Source organism: Vibrio chemaguriensis (assembly GCF_012275705.1).
Classification (GTDB): Bacteria; Pseudomonadota; Gammaproteobacteria; order Enterobacterales; family Vibrionaceae; genus Vibrio; species Vibrio diabolicus.
In genome coordinates this window covers 75458-95847 of the sequence record NZ_SHOE01000013.1, presented here as the reverse complement: position 1 = coordinate 95847, position 20390 = coordinate 75458, and the positions used below count along the sequence as shown (strand labels likewise).

The 20390-nt window shown below is 45.7% G+C and carries 15 protein-coding genes and 10 tRNA genes; 1 reads left to right on the top strand and 24 read right to left on the bottom strand.

Annotated elements, in window-relative coordinates:
• The first annotated feature begins 113 nt into the window (after window positions 1–113).
• Entirely contained in the window at window positions 114–1382 is a 1269-nt protein-coding gene (locus tag EX191_RS13845) for an HlyC/CorC family transporter (RefSeq protein ID WP_193447912.1), read from the top strand.
• 120 nt (window positions 1383–1502) lie between these two features.
• Here the strand turns inward: EX191_RS13845 and luxS are convergent, their stop codons facing one another.
• The 24 genes from luxS to recA form a co-directional block, all read right to left on the bottom strand.
• Window positions 1503–2021 (bottom strand): S-ribosylhomocysteine lyase, encoded by a 519-nt coding sequence (gene luxS / locus EX191_RS13840; RefSeq protein ID WP_005396698.1) that lies wholly within the window; start codon window positions 2019–2021, stop codon window positions 1503–1505.
• A gap of 84 nt (window positions 2022–2105) precedes the next feature.
• Window positions 2106–2672 (bottom strand): transglycosylase SLT domain-containing protein, encoded by a 567-nt coding sequence (locus EX191_RS13835; RefSeq protein WP_226977501.1) that lies wholly within the window; start codon window positions 2670–2672, stop codon window positions 2106–2108.
• Window positions 2673–2735: 63 nt separating this feature from the next.
• Complete coding sequence (gshA, locus tag EX191_RS13830; RefSeq protein WP_193447911.1) at window positions 2736–4304, bottom strand: glutamate--cysteine ligase; 1569 nt, start codon at window positions 4302–4304, stop codon at window positions 2736–2738.
• A 156-nt stretch (window positions 4305–4460) separates the two neighbouring features.
• Window positions 4461–7304: a M16 family metallopeptidase gene (locus EX191_RS13825; protein WP_193447910.1), complete on the bottom strand. Its 2844-nt coding sequence runs from the start codon at window positions 7302–7304 to the stop codon at window positions 4461–4463.
• A gap of 9 nt (window positions 7305–7313) precedes the next feature.
• Entirely contained in the window at window positions 7314–7775 is a 462-nt protein-coding gene (locus tag EX191_RS13820) for a YqaA family protein (protein WP_193447909.1), read from the bottom strand.
• Window positions 7769–8719, bottom strand: a complete 951-nt coding sequence (locus EX191_RS13815) for an NADP-dependent oxidoreductase (RefSeq protein WP_193447908.1) — start codon at window positions 8717–8719, stop codon at window positions 7769–7771. Before EX191_RS13815 ends, EX191_RS13820 begins: the two co-directional genes overlap by 7 nt.
• 123 nt (window positions 8720–8842) lie before the next feature.
• Complete coding sequence (locus tag EX191_RS13810; RefSeq protein ID WP_005396706.1) at window positions 8843–9973, bottom strand: sodium ion-translocating decarboxylase subunit beta; 1131 nt, start codon at window positions 9971–9973, stop codon at window positions 8843–8845.
• 9 nt (window positions 9974–9982) lie between these two features.
• Complete coding sequence (gene oadA / locus EX191_RS13805) at window positions 9983–11767, bottom strand: sodium-extruding oxaloacetate decarboxylase subunit alpha (RefSeq protein ID WP_005396707.1); 1785 nt, start codon at window positions 11765–11767, stop codon at window positions 9983–9985.
• Window positions 11768–11798: 31 nt separating this feature from the next.
• Complete coding sequence (locus tag EX191_RS13800) at window positions 11799–12056, bottom strand: oxaloacetate decarboxylase subunit gamma (RefSeq protein ID WP_005379932.1); 258 nt, start codon at window positions 12054–12056, stop codon at window positions 11799–11801.
• A gap of 555 nt (window positions 12057–12611) precedes the next feature.
• Window positions 12612–12688, bottom strand: a tRNA-Arg gene (locus tag EX191_RS13795).
• Between the two features lie 52 nt (window positions 12689–12740).
• A tRNA-Arg gene (locus EX191_RS13790) sits at window positions 12741–12817 on the bottom strand.
• Between the two features lie 53 nt (window positions 12818–12870).
• A tRNA-Arg gene (locus EX191_RS13785) sits at window positions 12871–12947 on the bottom strand.
• A 52-nt stretch (window positions 12948–12999) separates the two neighbouring features.
• Window positions 13000–13076 (bottom strand) — tRNA-Arg (locus tag EX191_RS13780).
• A gap of 52 nt (window positions 13077–13128) precedes the next feature.
• Window positions 13129–13205: transfer RNA gene (locus tag EX191_RS13775), tRNA-Arg, on the bottom strand.
• 52 nt (window positions 13206–13257) lie between these two features.
• Window positions 13258–13334, bottom strand: a tRNA-Arg gene (locus EX191_RS13770).
• Between the two features lie 55 nt (window positions 13335–13389).
• Window positions 13390–13466 (bottom strand) — tRNA-Arg (locus EX191_RS13765).
• An 85-nt stretch (window positions 13467–13551) separates the two neighbouring features.
• A tRNA-Ser gene (locus tag EX191_RS13760) sits at window positions 13552–13643 on the bottom strand.
• Window positions 13644–13672: 29 nt separating this feature from the next.
• A tRNA-Arg gene (locus tag EX191_RS13755) sits at window positions 13673–13749 on the bottom strand.
• Window positions 13750–13781: 32 nt separating this feature from the next.
• Window positions 13782–13873, bottom strand: a tRNA-Ser gene (locus EX191_RS13750).
• Between the two features lie 334 nt (window positions 13874–14207).
• The gene (gene csrA / locus EX191_RS13745; RefSeq protein ID WP_004415691.1) at window positions 14208–14405 is read right to left on the bottom strand and encodes a carbon storage regulator CsrA; all 198 of its coding nucleotides are present in this window, start codon (window positions 14403–14405) and stop codon (window positions 14208–14210) included.
• A gap of 92 nt (window positions 14406–14497) precedes the next feature.
• Window positions 14498–15685 (bottom strand): aspartate kinase, encoded by a 1188-nt coding sequence (locus EX191_RS13740; protein WP_005393869.1) that lies wholly within the window; start codon window positions 15683–15685, stop codon window positions 14498–14500.
• 212 nt (window positions 15686–15897) lie between these two features.
• On the bottom strand, window positions 15898–18480 hold the full coding sequence (gene alaS, locus EX191_RS13735) for an alanine--tRNA ligase (protein WP_109169448.1): 2583 nt from the start codon (window positions 18478–18480) through the stop codon (window positions 15898–15900).
• A 142-nt stretch (window positions 18481–18622) separates the two neighbouring features.
• Window positions 18623–19090 (bottom strand): recombination regulator RecX, encoded by a 468-nt coding sequence (gene recX, locus EX191_RS13730; RefSeq protein WP_046875088.1) that lies wholly within the window; start codon window positions 19088–19090, stop codon window positions 18623–18625.
• Between the two features lie 128 nt (window positions 19091–19218).
• Entirely contained in the window at window positions 19219–20262 is a 1044-nt protein-coding gene (gene recA, locus EX191_RS13725) for a recombinase RecA (RefSeq protein WP_005393872.1), read from the bottom strand.
• Window positions 20263–20390: the final 128 nt, after the last annotated feature.

The following is a 20390-nucleotide window of genomic DNA, read 5'->3' as shown; positions in this document are numbered from 1 at the left end:
GCTCCTATCCTTTATATTTTAGGCTAGATAAAATACAGTACGCCTTAACCCTTTGACTTAACGGACTTACTCAACCGTTATATAACCCAATACTTACAAGGAACAGCAACGTTTTGGACGACATCTCTACGGGTATCTTGTTTGCGCTACTCGCGTGTCTTATCGTCATATCAGGTTACTTTTCCGGCTCAGAAACAGGGATGATGTCTCTGAACCGTTATCGCTTAAAGCACTTAGCCCAAAATGGGCATAAAGGCGCTAAGCGAGTCGAAAGGCTATTAGACCGTCCAGATCGTTTGATTGGTCTTATTCTTATCGGCAACAACCTCGTTAATATTCTCGCGTCCGCCATCGCGACCATTATTGGTATGCGTTTGTATGGTGATTTAGGTGTCGCTATCGCAACCGGTGCACTGACTATGGTTGTATTGGTTTTTGCTGAAGTTACCCCAAAAACAATTGCAGCGCTGTACCCTGAACGCGTGTCTTACGCGAGCAGTATCCTACTGACCATATTGATGAAGTTACTATCGCCTTTGGTGATGCTCGTTAACTTTATTACGAATGGCTTTATTCGTTTACTTGGCGTAAAAGCGGATCACTCAGTAGAAGACCATCTTAGTTCCGATGAGCTGCGTACCGTAGTAAACGAAGCTGGCGGCTTGATCCCTCGCCGACACCAAGACATGTTGGTGTCTATTTTGGATCTTGAGCACGTCACTGTGAACGATATCATGGTGCCACGTAATGAGATTACCGGTATCGATATTAATGATGACTGGAAATCCATCGTTCGTCAGCTTACCCACTCACCACATGGACGCATTGTTTTTTATCGTGACCAAATTGATGAAGTGGTTGGCATGCTGCGCCTGCGTGAAGCTTACCGCCTGATGCTGGAAAAAAACGAGTTCAATAAAGAGACGCTATTACGTGCCGCGGATGAAGTCTATTACATCCCGGAAGGTACGCCACTGAACGTGCAAATGTTAAAGTTTCAACGCAATAAACAGCGCATTGGTCTAATTGTTGATGAATATGGCGACATTATTGGCTTGGTGACATTGGAAGATATTCTGGAAGAGATCATTGGCGAATTCACGACCTCGATTTCTCCAAGCCTTTCTGATGAAATCAGTCCTCAAGGTGACGGAAGCTTCCTCATTGAAGGCAGCACCAATATCCGAGATATCAACAAAGGCCTGAAATGGGATTTACCAACGGATGGCCCAAGAACGTTAAACGGTCTTATTTTGGAGCACCTGGAAGATATCCCAGAGAGCCATTTAAGCGTGAGAGTGGCTGGTCATCCAATGGAGCTTGTTGAGATTGAAGAAAACCGCATCAAGCTCGTTCGTGTTTATCCTAAAAAGAAAAAATAGCCACCTATCTACAAATCACGATGAGAAAAACTCACGATAAGAAATAAAAAGAAAAGAGCCTGATCATGTCAGGCTCTTTTTAGTTCTGGATAAATATGCTTCTTGATAAGTTTTTAGCAACTAGTCGATGCGTAGCTCTTTTAGCATCGATTCAGGCAAAGCAAGTTCATCATTTTTGTTCACCGATACACCAGCATCCAAAATGCTCTTTGCGATCTGTTGTGCTTCTTCTAAAGAGTGCATCGCTGCCGTGCCACATTGGTATTCGTTGAGTTCAGGGATCTTGTTCTGGCTTTCTACCTTTAGTACGTCTTCCATGGCCGCAATCCAAGCATCCGCTACTTGCTGCTCTGATGGAGTGCCAATCAGGCTCATGTAAAAGCCCGTGCGGCAACCCATAGGCGAAATATCGATGATCTCAACAGAATCGCTGTTTAGGTGATTGCGCATAAAGCCTGCATAAAGGTGCTCTAGTGTATGAATACCTTTTTCAGAAAGGATGTCTTTGTTTGGCGCGGTAAAGCGTAAATCGAAGACAGTAATCGTGTCCCCTTTTGGGGTCTGCATGGTCTTCGCCACTCGCACTGCCGGTGCATTCATGCGAGTGTGGTCCACGGTAAAACTATCGAGTAAAGGCATTACATCTCTCCTGATTGTAACTCCAATACCTCTCGGTACTGGATAAATGTCATTCATCCCTACAGCACATAAACAGGCTGTAGGTTAAAAGAACCAGCTGCTGTTGTCTTCCAATTCCTGACGACATTGCTTCAGCTGCCAGCCATAAGTTTTTGCAGTTTGTTCAACACGTCGAGCGACTTTGATCAAACTAGGCTTTCGCTTATAAGTACCTCGCTTGTACCCACCTCGACCTTCATGATAAGCCAGATATTGACTGTATGGGTCCCATAACGAAATCCCTAGTTGGCGCCTCGTTTCGTGAGTATACCAACCGACAAACATCATTGAATCATCAAAGTTGGTACGAGAACCGCCTTGCCCCGTCGCATCTTGGAAATCTTCCCAAGCAGGATCTTGAGCTTGAGCGTAACCATACGCACTGCTGACTCGTCCCCAAGGGATAAATCCCAATAAATAGTCTTTGGGTGGTTTCGCATCGTGCCGAAAGCTGCTTTCTTGTTTAATGATAGCCATAGCGACATGAATGGGAGTTCCCCACTTTTCTTCCATATCTTTGGCATCATCATACCAGCCGGATTTCTCTCGAAATATCTCACATAAATTATTCTGCTGCTTTGGCGGTGCCGTGGCACAACCTGCAAGTAACATGCTTCCGAGTACCGATACTACTAACGGTTTAATGTTCAATCCCACCCAACCTTTACCTATTCACTACTGCTTCAGATAAGCAAAGTAATCTTCCAAAAAATCATCAAAAGATAGCGTGTCACTTTGTTCCGCTTGCTTTTGCTTTTCTACTGACGACGCCACTTCCGTTTCCATCGTATCTTGTGAGTAGTACTGATAACCGTGAGCTAGATTTTCCTCGCGGTACTTCATGCCAAGCGCACAGCCGACTTTACCTAACCCACCAAGCTCTTTCGTCAGCTCTAAAAGTTGACCTGAAATCGTTAGTTCTGGGTTATCAATCCATGTCCCGAGTTTATTACACACATCTTGGTATGCACTGCCACCAGCAGCCATATCCATTTGCTGTGCTATCTGACGCAGCTCGACAAACACTCGATGCGCCCAATCTTGCAGAGATAGACGTTCACCTTGGCAACCAATTTGCAGCATTAGCCCTTTTTCACGACCAGAAACAATGACTTTGTTCCAGTTGTCGCGCCAACACTCTAATTCACAGTTGTCCATTGGATCCGAGTCTGACAAGGCCGCCCAAGTCAGGAAGAGATCAAGGAATCGTACTTGCTCTTCATTCAACCCCACTGCGCTGAATGGGTTAACGTCTAGAGAGCGAACTTCAATGTACTCAACCCCACCGCGTCGTAACGCATCTGAAGGCTTCTCACCACTTTTCGACACGCGTTTCGGGCGAATTGGAGCGTATAGCTCGTTCTCAATTTGTAATATATTGGAATTAAGCTGGCGGTATTCACCGTCCACTTTGACGCCTATTTTCGCAAACTCTTCTGATGGGTGACGAATCGCATCGCTCAAACCATCCAGATACTGATCAATGCTGTTAAAGCCAATTTTCAGTACACTTTGCGCACTATTGGTGTAGCCCAGATCGCTCAAACGCAAAGACGTCGATTTCGGCAAATACAAAGTGCCGCCAATTTTCTCGAATGGCAGATCGGTTTCACGACCTTGAATAAAAGAGCCGCATAACGCTGGCGATGCGCCGAAGAAATACGGAATCATCCAACCAAAACGGTAATAGTTACGGATCAGCGCAAAGTAGGCATCAGACTTAGCATCTTGGCGGGCTTGTTCATCTTGCTCGCCGTATAGCGCATCCCAAAATGTCTCAGGGAACGAGAAGTTAAAATGCACACCTGAAATGATTTGCATCAGGCTGCCATAGCGGCGTTTTAGACCTTCTCGGTACAGGGTTTTCATTTTTGCTGCATTCGAAGAGCCGTACTGAGCAAGCTGAATATCCTCTTCCGAGCCGACATAACATGGCATAGAAAGAGGCCACATCTTTTCTTCACCCATTTTTGTCTGCGTGAAGTGATGGATATCTTTCAGTTGTGCCATCAGTTCTGGAATTTCATGTGACACAGGCGTAATGAATTCTAGCAATGATTCAGAAAAATCTGTCGTGATCCATTGGTTTGTGAACGCAGAGCCTAACCCCTCTGGATGAGGTGTTGTTGCTAGATGTCCATCCTGACGATAGCGCAAAGTTTCTCGCTCAACACCGCGTCCAAACTGCTTAAATACTTCGGGGTTTGATGCAACTTTTTTTAGTCGCGCAGCAAAATCAGTCAAAATGAGGTTCGCTTATATTGGGAGCAGGACACTTGTCACAAAGGACAAGCGCAAGCTAAGTTATTGATATTTAATGCATCTAGATAAATAACCCACGAAAAGTCGCTTATCTAGATGAATAGCGGAGAAACGTTTCTCCGCTATTAAATGTGTACTCTATCGAATGATTTCAAGCTCTTCTACGTCTTTCCCCAACTTTTCTAATTGAGGACGCAGTGATTTAGCATCACCAACGACGATAATTTGATAGTCATTTGGATCAAACCACTTTTGAGCCAGTGCATTCAACGTCTGCTTATCGACTTTTTCTACGATAGCGTTTCTTTGCTGCAAGTAATCTTGATCGAGGTTGTACTTAAGAATATCACTGATGAGTTCCGCTTTTTGTGTTGGCGTTTCATATTTCAGTGCATCTTTTTGACCGACCGCTTGACGCATAAATTTCATCTCTTCATCAGTAATTCCTGACTGCGAGTATTCATTTAGCTCATTTTCCATCTCAATGATAGAAGCAACCGTTGCATCCGCTCGTACTTGCGCGGTGAAAACAACCGAGCCAGTTTCTGGATTTCCAGAGAAGTAGCCGTAAGCGCCGTATGTGTAACCCTTGTCTTCACGTAGGTTTTGGTTAATGCGGCTATTGAAGTTTCCAGCTAAGTTGAAGTTTGCCAGTTGGCTTAGGTAAAAATCGCCCGTTGCATCGTAAGGCATACCCTGACGAACCATCATGACCACACTTTGTGGTGCACCTGGTTTATCAACAAGATGGATCTTTTGCTCACCTAATGCAGCGATGCTTTGCGGTGCATACAATGGTGCAGCTTCATCCTGCCAGTTTTTCCAGAACGTCAGCTGCTGTTCAATTTCCTGTTGTTCAATGTCACCAACAACGACGATTTGCGCACTTTGTGGCGTGTAATGCTTCGAGTAGAATTCACGGACATCATCCAACGTTAGTGCACTTACCCCTGCTTGCGTGCCGTCTTTTGGTCGAGCAAAAACAGAGTCCCCATAGAGCACCTGGCGAGTCGCTTGTGATGCCATCCAACTTGGGTTTTGATGCTCATACACAAGACCTTCTAGCGCTTGCATCTTCACACGATCGAAGTCTGCTTGCTTAAATGCAGGAGACAGCAACATCTCTTCGACAATTTTCAACGTCGGCTCTAAGTTCTTTTCTAAAGCAGAAACGCTGATGTTTGTTGTGTAGCCCGTTGCATTCACGGAGATGACACTACCTAGTTTATCGAGCTCAGCTTGAATCTCTTCGACACTACGTTTCGTTGTGCCTTCTTGCAACATTGCGGCGGTCAATTGGGCAAGACCTTCTTTGCCCTTTTCAACAAAACGTGTTCCCGCAGGTAAACTAAACTGCATCATGACCGTTGGTGTTTCATCGCTAACCGCGCCAAGCAACTCCGAGCCATTATTAAAATGAAGCTCGTACAACTCAGGCATCGTCGCTTTCACTGGCTCCCCTACAGGCGGTTGCACAGAGCGATCGAAGTTATCGGTCGCACGACGATACGCCAATTGATCATCAGTGATCTTCTCGTATTCTGGTAGCATACGTTTTGGCGTCACAAAGGTCGCTGGTTTTACGACAAGGTCAGTTTTTCCTTTTGGTACCACGCTTAGGGTCACTTTGTTCTTACCTTGGATAAAATCCGTATACGCTTTTTCTACCGATGCAGGTGTCACTGCGCGGATCTGCTCAAGCTGTTGCTCAAGACGATCAGGATCGCCGAAAAATGTCTCGTTGGAAGCCAACTGCGTTACTTTGCCTTTAACGCTTTCTAATGCAAAGATAGCATCCGCTTCCGCCTTACCCTTTAACTGCTCAAGGCGATCTTCTGTCACGCCTTTTTCAGCAAACTGATTAAGTGACTGTAAAAGCTCGTCGTACAGTTTTGATAGGTCGCCTTTGTCCCCAGAGTCACCCATTGCATAAACGTAAAAGTTACACGCCAGTTCTGCACAGTCATGGAATGAGCCCGCATCGACGGCTTTTTGAGTCTTGACTAAGTCTTGGTAGAGCACGCTGTTTGTACCGCCACCTAGCACTTCAGATAGCGTGTCGAGAGACGCTTGGCTTTCTTCGCCGTTGTAAGTTGTTGGCCACGCGATCATCACCATCGGTTGTTGAATGCGATCTTCTAGCGTGATGTATTTGTCTTCTTGCAGTTTTGCAGGTTGTTTCGGCGCATTTTCAACCTCTGGCCCACGAGGAATCGAACCGAAGTACTTATTTACCCACTCAAGAGTTTGTTCAACGTCTAAGTCACCACCAATCGTAATGGTTGCATTGTTTGGGCCATACCAACGCAAGAAAAACGCTTTGAGGTCGTTCACATCAACACGATCAAGATCTTCAACATAACCAATAGTTTGCCACGAATACGGATGACCTTCAGGATACAGCGCTTCGGACATGCGCTCCCAAATTAAGCCATAAGGACGATTATCGTAACGCTGAGCTCGCTCATTTTTTACAGTAGAACGCTGAATTTCAAATTTGCGTTGAGAAACCGCATCTAGCAAAAAGCCCATACGGTCAGACTCTAACCACAACATTTTCTCTAGCTGGTTAGCCGGGACAGTTTCAAAGTAGTTAGTACGATCACGGTTTGTCGTACCATTTAACGTACCGCCAGCCTCTGTGATGATTCTGAAGTGCTCTTGGTCACCAACGTTCTCTGAACCTTGGAACATCATGTGCTCAAAGAAATGCGCAAAACCAGACTTACCCACTTCTTCACGAGCCGAACCAACATGGTAAGTCACATCCACATGGACCAATGGGTCAGAATCTTCAGGAGCTAAGATCACCGTTAAACCATTATCGAGTTTATACTTTTGGTATGGAATCTTAACTTTGCCTTCTTCAGCTTTCGATGACTCAACGAAAGTTACCCCTTTCGGCAGTGATGAAACAGGCGTATTTGATGCACAACCCGTGATCACCAAAAGTGAACACGCGCCAACCCAAAACATCTTCATGTACTTTCCTTAAAATAATCCGAGATAGATAGCCGCAAGTAAGCTATACCTGGCAGCCTTTCCTAAAAATATTAAAATCACGCAAGGCAGAAACTTCATTCTCAGCCACCCTGCGGCTAAACACAGCGGGTCTCCAATTATGGGTAACCAGCTAAAAAACAATCCCCAATAGCCATACTTAGACAGCCAGTTTAATGCGGTATGACCGTGCTTTTCTTCTTGCGCTTTGTTGGGAATCCACAAGCCAAGCCAATAATTTGTTAAGCCACCAAGCGTATTGCCGATAGTGGCGACCATAATAATTGACGAAACGGAATATTGATTTAATGAGAGAGTGGCAACTAAGCCCGCCTCAGAACCACCAGGTAACAAAGTGGCACTGAGAAAACCGGTCATGAAAAGCACCCATAATGCTGAATCTGAAAACCAAAGCGCTAGACTTTCAAAGCTCGTATTAAATGCTTCTAGCATGTCATATCAAGCAACACCTTGCCTCTGGTTCTTCCTGATTCAACTTGCTGGTGAGCAGCAATCACATCGCTCATCGGATAAACCTGTTGAATTTCAGTCTTCAGTAAACCAACGCCAACCATGTACAACAAGGTATCTAACTGCGCAGGATCTGGTTCAACCAACATGCCACTAGCCTCAAAGCCTAGGAGTTTGGCTTTTTCACAAATCAGCTCAGCTGTTATGGTTGGAACGGTGATGACTCTCGCACCGTCTTTCAGGCATTTAAGCGCATCTAACGCGGCATCTCCACCTACTAAATCAATCAAAACATCAACGTCTTCAACACGTTCTGACACTGGTGCAAATTGATAGTTCACTGCGTGAGCGCCAAGGGTAGCCAGGTAGTCTAAATTTCGTTCACTGCAGGTTGTAAAGACTTCCGCTTTAGTCGCGACCGCGATTTGTACCGCTAGGTGTCCAACGCCACCGGCTCCAGCGAGGATAAGTACGCGATCGTTTTCTGTCACATTGGCTTTACTGAGTGCTTGTGCCGCAGTTTGGCCAGCCAACGGTAATGCTGCTGCAGCCTCTAAAGCAACTGAACTGGGAACATGACTTAACTCAGCTTCTGGAACACATATGTACTGACTGTACCCACCGCCTCGGACTGGGAAACCGATAAATCCAGCCACCTCATCACCATCATTAAAACGCGACGCCCCGTCTCCACAGGACACGACTTTTCCTGAGATGTCGTAACCTGGTACCCAAGGTAAATTATCCATGTTCTGCGCAGCTGCCCAACCGAGTCCGGCTCGAGTTTTAACATCAATAGGATTTACGCCTGAAAAAGCGACTTTTACTAAGACTTCACCAGGCTGTGGTGATGGTGTAGAAGCATGTTGAATCGCGAGTACGTTGGCATCACCAAATTCAGTGATAACGATCTGTTTGTGTTCCATAAACCATTCCCTGCAAGAAAACAAAAAGGGATGCGAAAGCATCCCTTTGACTATAAACCATTTTGTTAACCGAAGTTAATCGTGATTTTGTAAATTGGTTGATCATTCCATTTTCGGTAATGACTAGCCGACAAGTGCTAGCAAGATACCAGCGGCAACCGCTGATCCCAATACACCTGCAACGTTTGGTCCCATCGCATGCATCAACAAGAAGTTTTGCGGGTTAGCTTGTAAGCCGACTTTGTTCACCACACGCGCGGCCATTGGTACCGCAGAAACGCCAGCCGCACCGATAAGTGGGTTGATGTCTTCTTTCGAGAACTTGTTAAGCAACTTAGCCATTAGCACACCAGCACCCGTGCCAATACTAAACGCAACCGCACCAAGACCTAGAATGCCTAATGTTTCTAAGTTCAGGAATTGATCCGCTTGCAGCTTCGAGCCAACCCCTAAGCCCAAGAAGATCGTCACGATGTTGATCAGCTCATTTTGTGCGGTTTTCGATAGACGATCGACCACACCCGCTTCACGCATTAAGTTACCAAGACAGAACATACCGACAAGAGGCGTTGCTGAAGGTAGGAAAAGAATCGTCATGAGTAATACTGCCATCGGGAACAATACCTTTTCCCATTTACCCACGTGACGCAGTTGCGCCATTTGAATCTCACGTTCTTCCTTAGTGGTTAGCGCCTTCATGATTGGCGGCTGAATGATTGGCACTAAAGCCATGTAGCTATACGCGGCTACAGCAATCGCACCAAGCAAATCTGGTGATAACTTACTTGCTAAGAAAATCGCCGTTGGGCCATCCGCACCACCGATGATAGCGATAGACGATGCATCCGCCATGGAGAACTCCATGCCAGGTACATAGTTGAGCAAAATAGCGCCAAACAGCGTCGCAAAAATACCAAACTGAGCTGCCGCACCTAGCCACAACGTTTTTGGGTTTGCGATCAAAGCACCAAAGTCGGTCATCGCACCCACACCCATGAAGATCAACAACGGGAACACACCCGATTCAATCCCAATGTAGTAAACGTAGTAGAGCAAGCCGCCAGGCTCAGTAAAGCCAGCATTTGGAATATTCGCCAAGATAGCACCAAAACCAATCGGCAATAACAGTAAAGGTTCAAAGCCTTTTTTGATTGCCAAAAACAGCAAGGTACAACCAACCAGCATCATACAGATTTGGCCGAACTCGAAGTTAGCGATCCCAGTTTCTGCCCAAAGGGTTAACAATCCGTCCATGATACTCCCTTACGCCAGGCTCAATAGAGGCGCACCTACTGTGACAGCATCGCCTTCTTTAACGTTCAACTCTTGAACCACACCACCACGCGCCGCACGCACTTCTGTTTCCATCTTCATTGCTTCAAGAATCAGTAGTACATCGCCTTCAGCCACTTCAGCGCCAGGCTGAACATTCACTTTAAAGATGTTACCGGCAAGAGGAGCAGGCACCGCTTCAGCAGAAGCGCTAGAAGGTGCGCTAGGTGCCGTCGATTTTGCTGGCGCCGCAGAAGGAGCGACAGAGGTTAGCTCGCCTTGAGGACCAACTTCCACCTCATACACCTGTCCGTCAACACGTACGCTATAAGTTTCTACGCCGCCAGTTGCTGGTTGCGCCGCAGGTACGGCAGGCTTCGCGGCTTCTAGCGTTGGTGCAGGTTCAAATGCTTCTGGGTTTTCACGATTCTTAAGGAACTTAAGACCAACTTGAGGGAAAAGCGCATAAGTAAGTACATCATCAACACGTTCACTTGCTAGCTTAATACCTTCTGATTTCGCTTTCTCCATTAGATCAACAGTAAGCGTCTCCATTTCAGGCTCAAGCAAATCGGCAGGACGACACGTAATAGGCTCTTTGCCATCAAGTACTTTAGCTTGCAGCTCTGCATTTAACTCGGCTGGCGCTTGACCGTATTCGCCTTTCAATAGACCAGCGGTTTCCTTAGTAATGCTCTTATAGCGTTCGCCAGTAAGAACGTTAATCACCGCTTGCGTTCCGACGATCTGCGAAGTTGGAGTCACCAATGGAATGAAACCAAGATCTTCGCGAACACGAGGGATCTCTTCTAAGACTTCATCAATGCGATCCGCCGCGCCCTGTTCTTTCAACTGGCCTTCCATGTTAGTCAGCATGCCGCCAGGCACTTGAGCAATCAGGATGCGAGAGTCTACACCTTTCAACTGACCTTCCCACTTCGCGTACTTCTTACGTACTTCACGGAAATACGCGGCGATAGGTTCTAGTTGCTCGAGCTTCAAATTCGTATCTCGCTCGGTTCCTTCTAGCATCGCGACTACCGTTTCAGTCGGTGTGTGACCATAGGTACAACTCATTGAAGAAATCGCTGTATCGAGAATATCAATACCAGCTTCAACTGCTTTTACCGCTGTCGCAGTAGACAAGCCTGTCGTCGCGTGACAATGAAGTGCTAATGGCACATCACAAGACGCTTTGATACGCGTAATAAGCTCTTCCGCTTCATAAGGCTTAAGTAAGCCAGACATATCTTTGATACACAGTGAATGACAACCTAAATCCTCTAGGCGTTTTGCCAAGTCAACCCAAGTGTCTGCGTTATGCACAGGGCTTGTTGTGTAAGACAGCGTACCTTGAGCATGTGCGCCAACATCGACCGTTGCTTTAACGGCCTTCTGGAAGTTTCGCACGTCATTCATTGCATCAAAGATACGGAACACGTCCATACCGTTAGCATGTGCGCGTTCAACGAACTTCTCTACTACGTCGTCGGCATAATGGCGGTATCCTAAAAGGTTTTGACCACGCAGTAGCATTTGCATTGGCGTATTAGGCATCGCTTTTTTCAGCTCACGTAAACGCTCCCAAGGATCTTCCCCTAAGAATCGAATACAAGAATCAAACGTTGCGCCACCCCAAGTCTCTAGAGACCAGTAACCAACCTTATCCAACTCAGCTGCGATAGGCAGCATATCCTCAATACGCATACGCGTAGCAAATAGTGATTGATGGGCATCACGAAGGACCACATCTGTAATAGCTAGTGGTTTAGACATGCTCTTAAACTCCTTTTTAATCCTGGTTCGGCTACTTCGCGAATGAGGCGCGATGTTTATGAATCGCAGCCGAGATCGCCGCCACTACTTGTGGACTAACAGCTGAAGAGGTTGATTGAATATTAGTATTTGTTTTTGGTGCTGCGATCGGCTCTGGTACTTCTTCTGGTACCAATTTCGACATTAGCCGAACGAGATAAACAAGAATAGTGAGGAAAATAAATACGACCGCCATCCCCGTTAGCATCAGGGTGGCCGCATCTACTAGCAGGCTTCCTATATTAGTCATGTTGCTTCCTTTCTTTGTCATCCTGACAACGTGCAGGACTTTAATAGCGTCAAATCCCGACCAATGGATTATCTCGATTGGTTAAATTTTGTCAATTTTGTTTAAGGAAGGTTTGTAATAATCCTGATAAATGATTATTTATTCACTACCCAGATCACAGTTCATGACAAAATAATTACTGCGAATCTGCTATCTCCTTACGAACAGAGTAAAGGAGGACATAAATAAAAACTGCGATTTGGATTTCAAAACCAAATCGAGATTTACACATAAAAGACAATAAAAACAAAAGGATGCCATTTAATAACAATTAATAAACAAATAAAAAACAAAGAAGTTACATTTAAACAATTGAAGTGAAAGAAACGGAAATCAATATACAGGAGAGATAGTAAGGATGGATTCACAAACTACAGCAGAAACTTTATTCCAAATTGCTTAGATAAGCACATATTCGCTTTTGGAAAAGAAGGGCATCGCCTCTAACGACTCAGGTTATAGTTCTAGATGTCCAGATACAAAAAAGCCTCGCAATTGCGAGGCTTTTTCAGTAAATGGCGCGTCCTGGAGGATTCGAACCTCCGACCGCCTGGTTCGTAGCCAGGTACTCTATCCAGCTGAGCTAAGGACGCGCAGTTTTCGATATCAACTTTCATCAATATCAGGGCAATACCCTTTAATAAGTGGCGCGTCCTGGAGGATTCGAACCTCCGACCGCCTGGTTCGTAGCCAGGTACTCTATCCAGCTGAGCTAAGGACGCGCAAGTTTTCGATATCGACTGTCATCAATATCAGGGCAATACCCTTTAATAAGTGGCGCGTCCTGGAGGATTCGAACCTCCGACCGCCTGGTTCGTAGCCAGGTACTCTATCCAGCTGAGCTAAGGACGCGCAGTTTTCGATATCGACTTTCATCAATATCAGGGCAATCCCCTTCAATAAGTGGCGCGTCCTGGAGGATTCGAACCTCCGACCGCCTGGTTCGTAGCCAGGTACTCTATCCAGCTGAGCTAAGGACGCGCAGTTTTCGATATCGACTTTCATCAATATCAGGGCAATACCCTTCAATAAGTGGCGCGTCCTGGAGGATTCGAACCTCCGACCGCCTGGTTCGTAGCCAGGTACTCTATCCAGCTGAGCTAAGGACGCGCAGTTTTTGATATCGACTTTCATCAATATCAGGGCAATACCCTTCAATAAGTGGCGCGTCCTGGAGGATTCGAACCTCCGACCGCCTGGTTCGTAGCCAGGTACTCTATCCAGCTGAGCTAAGGACGCGCAATAATCTTATTTTACTTTGTATAACCCGTTTATCAAACGAATTATTAAATAGTGGCGCGTCCTGGAGGATTCGAACCTCCGACCGCCCGGTTCGTAGCCAGGTACTCTATCCAGCTGAGCTAAGGACGCGCAGATCTTCTTGCTAGGAAGTTGTGAAGCAAATCACATTCATTTCTTACGAAACAAAAAAAAGGCCATCGGGCCAGTCAATGAATGGCGGTGAAGGAGGGATTCGAACCCTCGATACGGGATAAACCGTATACTCCCTTAGCAGGGGAGCGCCTTCAGCCTCTCGGCCACCTCACCGTTTTCATTGTTATATCTCAGAAGAGATATGGCGCGTCCTGGAGGATTCGAACCTCCGACCGCCTGGTTCGTAGCCAGGTACTCTATCCAGCTGAGCTAAGGACGCACTTTTTTGTTGATTTCTCAACATTGCAAGAATGGCGGTGAGGGAGGGATTCGAACCCTCGATACGGGATAAACCGTATACTCCCTTAGCAGGGGAGCGCCTTCAGCCTCTCGGCCACCTCACCGTCTTGCGGAGGCACATATTACGTTTTACCGAAAATATGTCAAACACTTTCTTTGAAAAAATCCACGAAACTGACTTAACCGTTGCTGATTTAATCAAAGTGACTATTAAACGAACTTTACCACTCTATTATGATGAAAAAAAGAGAGTCTTCTCTGAAAAAAAGACATTTATTTTCAAACAACTTCCTGGTGTTCGATTCAACAATATTGACGGATTCACGGCCACACTCAACACAATGGTTTCCGCAAATCTTCAAAAACATTAAAGACTAAAAAGGCCAACCCTTCGGTTAGCCTTTTTCATTCAAACTAAGCTCTGTAAACAGGAGCGACTTAGTAGTTACCTGAAGCAACGTTGCCATTGCCTTTTTCAGCTTGAATGCGCATGTAGATTTCTTCACGGTGAACTGAAACCTCTTTCGGAGCGTTAACGCCGATACGTACTTGGTTACCTTTCACACCTAGTACAGTTACAGTCACTTCATCACCAATCATCAGTGTTTCGCCTACGCGGCGAGTCAAAATTAGCATTCTTTGCTCCTTGAGTAATCTCTAAATTTTCTTGCTACAAAGCTATTATCCAACAAAAGTTATATTTTCGTAAACTACCTTGTTAGCGAAAATCAGCCTAAAAAGGCATGTTTTTGTTGAATGTTTAATGCTTCACTAGACGTAATGTAAGCATCATGCAGAATGTTTGCTGCTGTATCCACACATTCGGGTGCTAAAACTAGCATCATAGTGAGTGCATTCGTTGCGCTGAAATTGATCTCAATATCTCGCTTTGCCAACAAATCGCATGCGTGCTCTACCATTCCATTGGCCTCAAGCCCCACTGCGGTCAACAGGCTTACCACTTCACTATTACGGATTTTGTCGCTGAACACCAGATCGAACTTGGCACATGCATCTTGTTTTATCATGATACCTGCCCGTTCTGCTTCCTCGATCACATTCCAAATGTCTATACCCAACATCTGACATTGTTTTGTAGCACTAGATAAATGTTCTTTATCGACTTCGATAATGGCAAGGTCACGTTGAATGGCTATACCAGAGACGGCTTGATTGCCTGACTCCCCCTTTACCAAACTGCCTTCATTAACATCAAATGTCGAAAGCACGCGTAGTGGCACATTATTCTTCCATGCAAATTGCACTGAAGGTAAATGTAATACTTTTGCGCCTCGGCTTGCCATCGCTTCCATTGAAGGAAAATCGATAACCGCCAATTTGCGCGCATTTTTCACTACACGTGGGTCACAAGTATAAATACCATCAACGTCGGTAAAGATTTGACACTCGTCAGCGCGCAATGCGCCCGCCAGTGCCACTGCGCTCGTATCTGAGCCACCTCGACCTAATGTGGTGATATCCCCGTTCTCATTCACACCTTGAAATCCCGCAACAATCACGATTTGGTCTTGCTCAAGCAATCCCATAATTGTCGTGGTATCAATGTGTTTAATCGTTGCGTCATTGTGTTGATTATCCGTCACAATATTCGCCTGTGCTCCGGTAAGCGAGCGCGCAGCATGACCCATTTTATTCAAAGTCATGGCTAACAGTGCCATTGACACTTGCTCACCAGCAGAGAGCAAAACATCAAGTTCTCGAGCTGTAGGTACGCTATCTATCTGTTTAGCGAGATCCATCAGTCTGTTTGTTTCGCCTGACATTGCAGACACGACAACAACAACTTGATTGCCATCATTTTTCGCCTTAATGATGTGTTCAGCGACTTGGTGGATTCTTTCAATTGAACCCACAGAGGTTCCGCCAAACTTTTGCACGATAAGGGGCTTTTTCACCAGTCTTCACCTTCCCAAGACCGAAGTCTCTTTAGAACTGCTTACATCTTAAATATTTCCTTTGAGAAAAATTATATAAGCAGTAGTTACAACAAAAACCAAGCAGCTTAAATGACTCGGTTAACTTTTGGTCAATTAAACCACTTGGTTGCTAAAAAAAATTACGCTCAATCAAAGAAACTTGATTGAGCGTAATTTTATTAGTTAAGAGCTTATAAACGCTCTTCTAGCCAAGGCTGAACTGTTTTGATTGCCTCTGGTAGTGCTGAAACATCAGTACCACCGGCTTGAGCCATGTCTGGACGACCACCGCCCTTACCACCGACTTGCTCTGCAACCATTTTAACTAGATCACCTGCTTTTACTTTACCAGTGAGATCTTTAGTCACACCAGCAATCAAGCCAACCTTGTCACCCGTTACGTTTGCAAGCAGTACAACACCAGAACCCATTTGATTCTTGATGTCATCAACCATGGTACGTAGGTTCTTGCTATCAGCACCTTCAAGGGCCGCAACTAGAACTTTTGTGCCATTTACTTCAACCGCTTTGCCCATGATGTTAGCGCTTTCTGCGGCTGCCATCTTATCTTTTAGCTTCTGCACTTCTTTCTCTAGTGCTTTTGCTTTCTGTGCAGATTCTGCCAGTTTCTCTTCGTACTTCGCATTTTGAGCTTCAATGGCGTCTAATGCCGCCTCGCCTGTTACCGCTTCAATACGACGAATACCGGCTGCAATACCGCTTTCTGATGTGATTTTGAATAGACCAATATCACCCGTGCTTGATGCGTGAATACCACCACAAAGCTCAGTAGAGAAATCGCCCATAGATAGCACGCGAACTTCGTCATCGTACTTCTCACCAAACAGTGCCATTGCGCCTTTCTTCTTAGCAGACTCAATATCCATCACGTTGGTTTCAATCGTGTGGTTACGACGGATTTGCGCGTTAACTAGGCGCTCAACTTCTTTCAACTCTGCTGCGGTTACGGCTTCTAGATGCGAGAAGTCGAAACGTAGGTTGTCTGCCTTCACCAATGAGCCTTTCTGCGTTACGTGCTCACCTAAAACTTGGCGTAGTGCTGCGTGTAGCAAGTGCGTTGCTGAGTGGTTTAGAGAGATAGCTGCTCGACGCTCTGCGTCAACGATAGTTGCTACTTCGTCGCCTTTCGCTAGAACGCCTTCTGCCATTACACCGTGGTGTGCAATTGCGTTACCGAGTTTTTGAGTGTCCTCAACGCGGAATACACCAGACTCAGTACGGATTTCACCAGCGTCACCACACTGACCGCCTGACTCTGCGTAGAATGGCGTTTCACCAAGCACGATGATGGCTTTATCGCCCGCAGATAGTGAATCTACTTCGTTGCCTTCAACAAACATCGCAGCGACTGAACTAGAACCTTTAGTACCTGTGTAACCACAGAATTCTGTTTGCGTATCAACTTTGATTGCTGCGTTATAATCTGTACCGAATTGACCAGCTTCACGCGCACGTTGACGCTGCTCTTCCATCGCTTTTTCGAAACCCTCTTCGTCGATCGCGAACTCACGCTCACGTGCAACGTCGTTAGTGAGGTCTGCTGGGAAGCCGTAAGTATCGTAAAGCTTGAATACCGTTTCGCCGTCTAGCACTTTGCCATCTAGGTTATCTAATGCTTCGTTAAGAATTACCATACCGCGCTCAAGTGTACGACCGAAGTTTTCTTCTTCGATACGCAGTACTTTTTCAACCACTGCTTGTTGACGCTTCAGCTCTTCGCCTGCTGTACCCATTACTTCTGCTAATACGCCAACAAGCTTATAGAAGAATGCACCTTGTGCACCTAGCTTGTTACCATGACGTACGGCACGACGAATGATACGACGTAGTACGTAACCACGACCTTCATTTGAAGGCATCACACCATCAACAATCAAGAATGAACATGAACGGATGTGGTCAGCAATAACGCGTAGCGATTGGTTCGATAGATCTTCATAACCAATGACTTCAGCCGCTGCTTTGATAAGAGTTTGGAATACATCGATTTCGTAGTTTGAGTGAACGCCTTGCATGATTGCAGAAATACGCTCGATACCCATACCAGTATCTACCGATGGTTTTGGTAGCGGTTCCATAGTGCCGTCTGCGTGACGGTTGAACTGCATGAATACGTTGTTCCAGATCTCGATGAAACGGTCACCATCTTCTTCAGGCGTGCCAGGACGACCACCCCAGATGTGTTCACCGTGATCGTAGAAGATTTCAGTACATGGACCACAAGGACCAGTGTCGCCCATTTGCCAGAAGTTATCAGACTCGTAAGGCTTGCCACCTTCTTTGTCACCAATACGCACGATACGATCAGCAGGCACGCCAACTTTTTTGTTCCAAATGTCGAATGCTTCGTCATCGGTTTCGTAAACGGTTACCAATAGACGATCCGCAGGCAGTTTAAGAACTTCGGTTAGGAATTCCCAAGCAAATGAAATCGCATCTTCTTTGAAGTAGTCGCCAAAGCTGAAGTTGCCTAGCATTTCAAAGAATGTGTGGTGACGAGCGGTAAAGCCAACATTTTCCAGGTCGTTATGTTTACCACCAGCACGTACACAACGTTGAGCCGTAGTCGCTCGAGTATAGGCTCGTTTTTCTAAGCCTAAGAAACAATCTTTAAATTGGTTCATACCTGCGTTTGTGAACAGCAGGGTTGGGTCGTTATGTGGAACTAACGATGAACTTTCTACGATTTGGTGTCCTTTGCTTTCAAAGAACTTGAGGAACGCGTTACGAACCTCGTCAGTGCTCATGTACATGCAGCTCTTCCTGAAAATAGTCGAGTTAGAATTTTGCCGTATTGTAGATCATGCAAACAGCTGAGACTAGTTTTCTTGAGGAAAAGAGGGAGTAGAAGAAAAAATTTGAAGCAAAACAAAAATCAGCGCAATTGGATCAACGCTAATCTTGGTCTTCAAAGGCAAGCGCATAGCTAATTTGGTCGAAACTGTAGCCTCGGTATTGTAGAAAACGGACTTGTTTTGCGTATTCTTTTTGGTCCTTGGCTTTGACGCCTTTGAATTTCTTTTCTGACGCCTGCTTAGCAAGTTCAAACCAGTCTTGCGGTTCTTCAGCCATAGCTTGCTCAATCACCGATTCCGCAACACGTTTCTGGTTTAATTCTTGGCGAATTCGACGCTCTCCATGTCCTTTGTATACATGCTGCCGAATTTGGCTCTTCGCATAACGTAAATCATCTAAATAGTTATGGTCTAAGCAAAAATTAATCGCGATTTCGATGTCTGATGCTTCATAGCCTTTCATCGACAGTTTTTGGTACAGCTCATACTGACCATGATCGCGACGGCTAAGCAGTTGGATAGCCGCCTCTTTGCTCGATAATGTTGGTGTCTGGCGCTTTTGGTACATGGTGATCCTAAAGGTATTTTTGCTGTACAGACTCTCAATGGCCTTTGTGATGATTCGATTTTTGATGTCAATAGATACAACAAAGCCCCGCATTGCAGGGCTTTATCACTTTTTAATCTGTGAAGGGATTAAAACTCTTCAGCTTGCTCAGGCGCCTCGCCTGCTTCAGGAGCTTCCGCAAGGGCTGGCGCTAACAACATTTCACGCAATTTAGTATCGATGGTTTTAGCCACTTCAGGATGCTCACGTAGGTAGTTGCACGCGTTCGCTTTACCTTGACCAATCTTATCGCCTTGATAGCTGTACCAAGCACCAGCCTTTTCAACCAGCTTGTGCTTCACGCCTAGATCTACCAGCTCACCTTCGCGGTTAAAGCCTTGACCGTACATGATTTGCGTATTGGCTTCTTTAAACGGTGCAGCAATCTTGTTCTTAACCACTTTGATGCGCGTTTCGTTACCAACGACTTCGTCACCTTCTTTGATTGCGCCAGTACGACGAATATCAAGACGAACAGAAGCGTAGAATTTAAGTGCGTTACCACCCGTGGTCGTTTCTGGGTTACCGAACATCACACCAATCTTCATACGGATTTGGTTGATGAAGATACACATACAGTTAGACTGTTTTAGGTTACCAGTTAGCTTACGCATCGCTTGAGAAAGCATACGAGCCTGTAGACCCATGTGGCTGTCGCCCATTTCGCCTTCAATTTCTGCTTTTGGTGTTAGCGCCGCAACTGAGTCAACAACCATTACGTCGATAGCGCCAGAGCGAGCTAGCGCATCACAAATCTCCAGTGCTTGCTCACCAGTGTCTGGCTGAGAAACCAAGAGCGCATCGATATCAACACCAAGTTTCTTCGCGTAGACAGGGTCCAAAGCGTGCTCTGCATCAATAAACGCACAAGTTTTACCTTCACGTTGCGCAGCAGCGATAAGCTCAAGCGTTAGTGTTGTTTTACCTGAAGATTCTGGACCGTAGACTTCTACGATACGCCCCATTGGCAGACCACCAGCACCCAAAGCGATATCAAGAGAAAGAGAGCCTGTTGAAATCGTTTCTACGTCCATTGCGCGGTTATCACCAAGGCGCATGATAGAGCCTTTACCGAATTGCTTTTCAATTTGACCTAGCGCAGCGGCGAGCGCTTTCTGTTTGTTCTCGTCCATTACTTTCTCCGATTTATTCATCTTCTTTGGGCGACGAATAGTAATTCATTTTTCTTAAGCAGCTAACCTGCTCAGCAATGAAAGTTATTATACTGTTGATTCATACAGTGTCTATACCTGTATAGAAA

Bases quoted from the DNA above. Each gene is read 5' to 3' on its own strand.
- luxS (WP_005396698.1), bottom strand. From the start codon at position 2,021: ATGCCTTTACTCGATAGTTTTACCGTGGACCACACTCGCATGAATGCA.
- EX191_RS13835 (WP_226977501.1), bottom strand. From the start codon at position 2,672: ATGTTACTTGCAGGTTGTGCCACGGCACCGCCAAAGCAGCAGAATAAT.
- EX191_RS13825 (WP_193447910.1), bottom strand. From the start codon at position 7,304: ATGAAGATGTTTTGGGTTGGCGCGTGTTCACTTTTGGTGATCACGGGT.
- EX191_RS13820 (WP_193447909.1), bottom strand. From the start codon at position 7,775: ATGCTAGAAGCATTTAATACGAGCTTTGAAAGTCTAGCGCTTTGGTTT.
- EX191_RS13815 (WP_193447908.1), bottom strand. From the start codon at position 8,719: ATGGAACACAAACAGATCGTTATCACTGAATTTGGTGATGCCAACGTA.
- EX191_RS13810 (WP_005396706.1), bottom strand. From the start codon at position 9,973: ATGGACGGATTGTTAACCCTTTGGGCAGAAACTGGGATCGCTAACTTC.
- oadA (WP_005396707.1), bottom strand. From the start codon at position 11,767: ATGTCTAAACCACTAGCTATTACAGATGTGGTCCTTCGTGATGCCCAT.
- EX191_RS13800 (WP_005379932.1), bottom strand. From the start codon at position 12,056: ATGACTAATATAGGAAGCCTGCTAGTAGATGCGGCCACCCTGATGCTA.
- csrA (WP_004415691.1), bottom strand. From the start codon at position 14,405: ATGCTAATTTTGACTCGCCGCGTAGGCGAAACACTGATGATTGGTGAT.
- alaS (WP_109169448.1), bottom strand. From the start codon at position 18,480: ATGTACATGAGCACTGACGAGGTTCGTAACGCGTTCCTCAAGTTCTTT.
- recX (WP_046875088.1), bottom strand. From the start codon at position 19,090: ATGTACCAAAAGCGCCAGACACCAACATTATCGAGCAAAGAGGCGGCT.
- recA (WP_005393872.1), bottom strand. From the start codon at position 20,262: ATGGACGAGAACAAACAGAAAGCGCTCGCCGCTGCGCTAGGTCAAATT.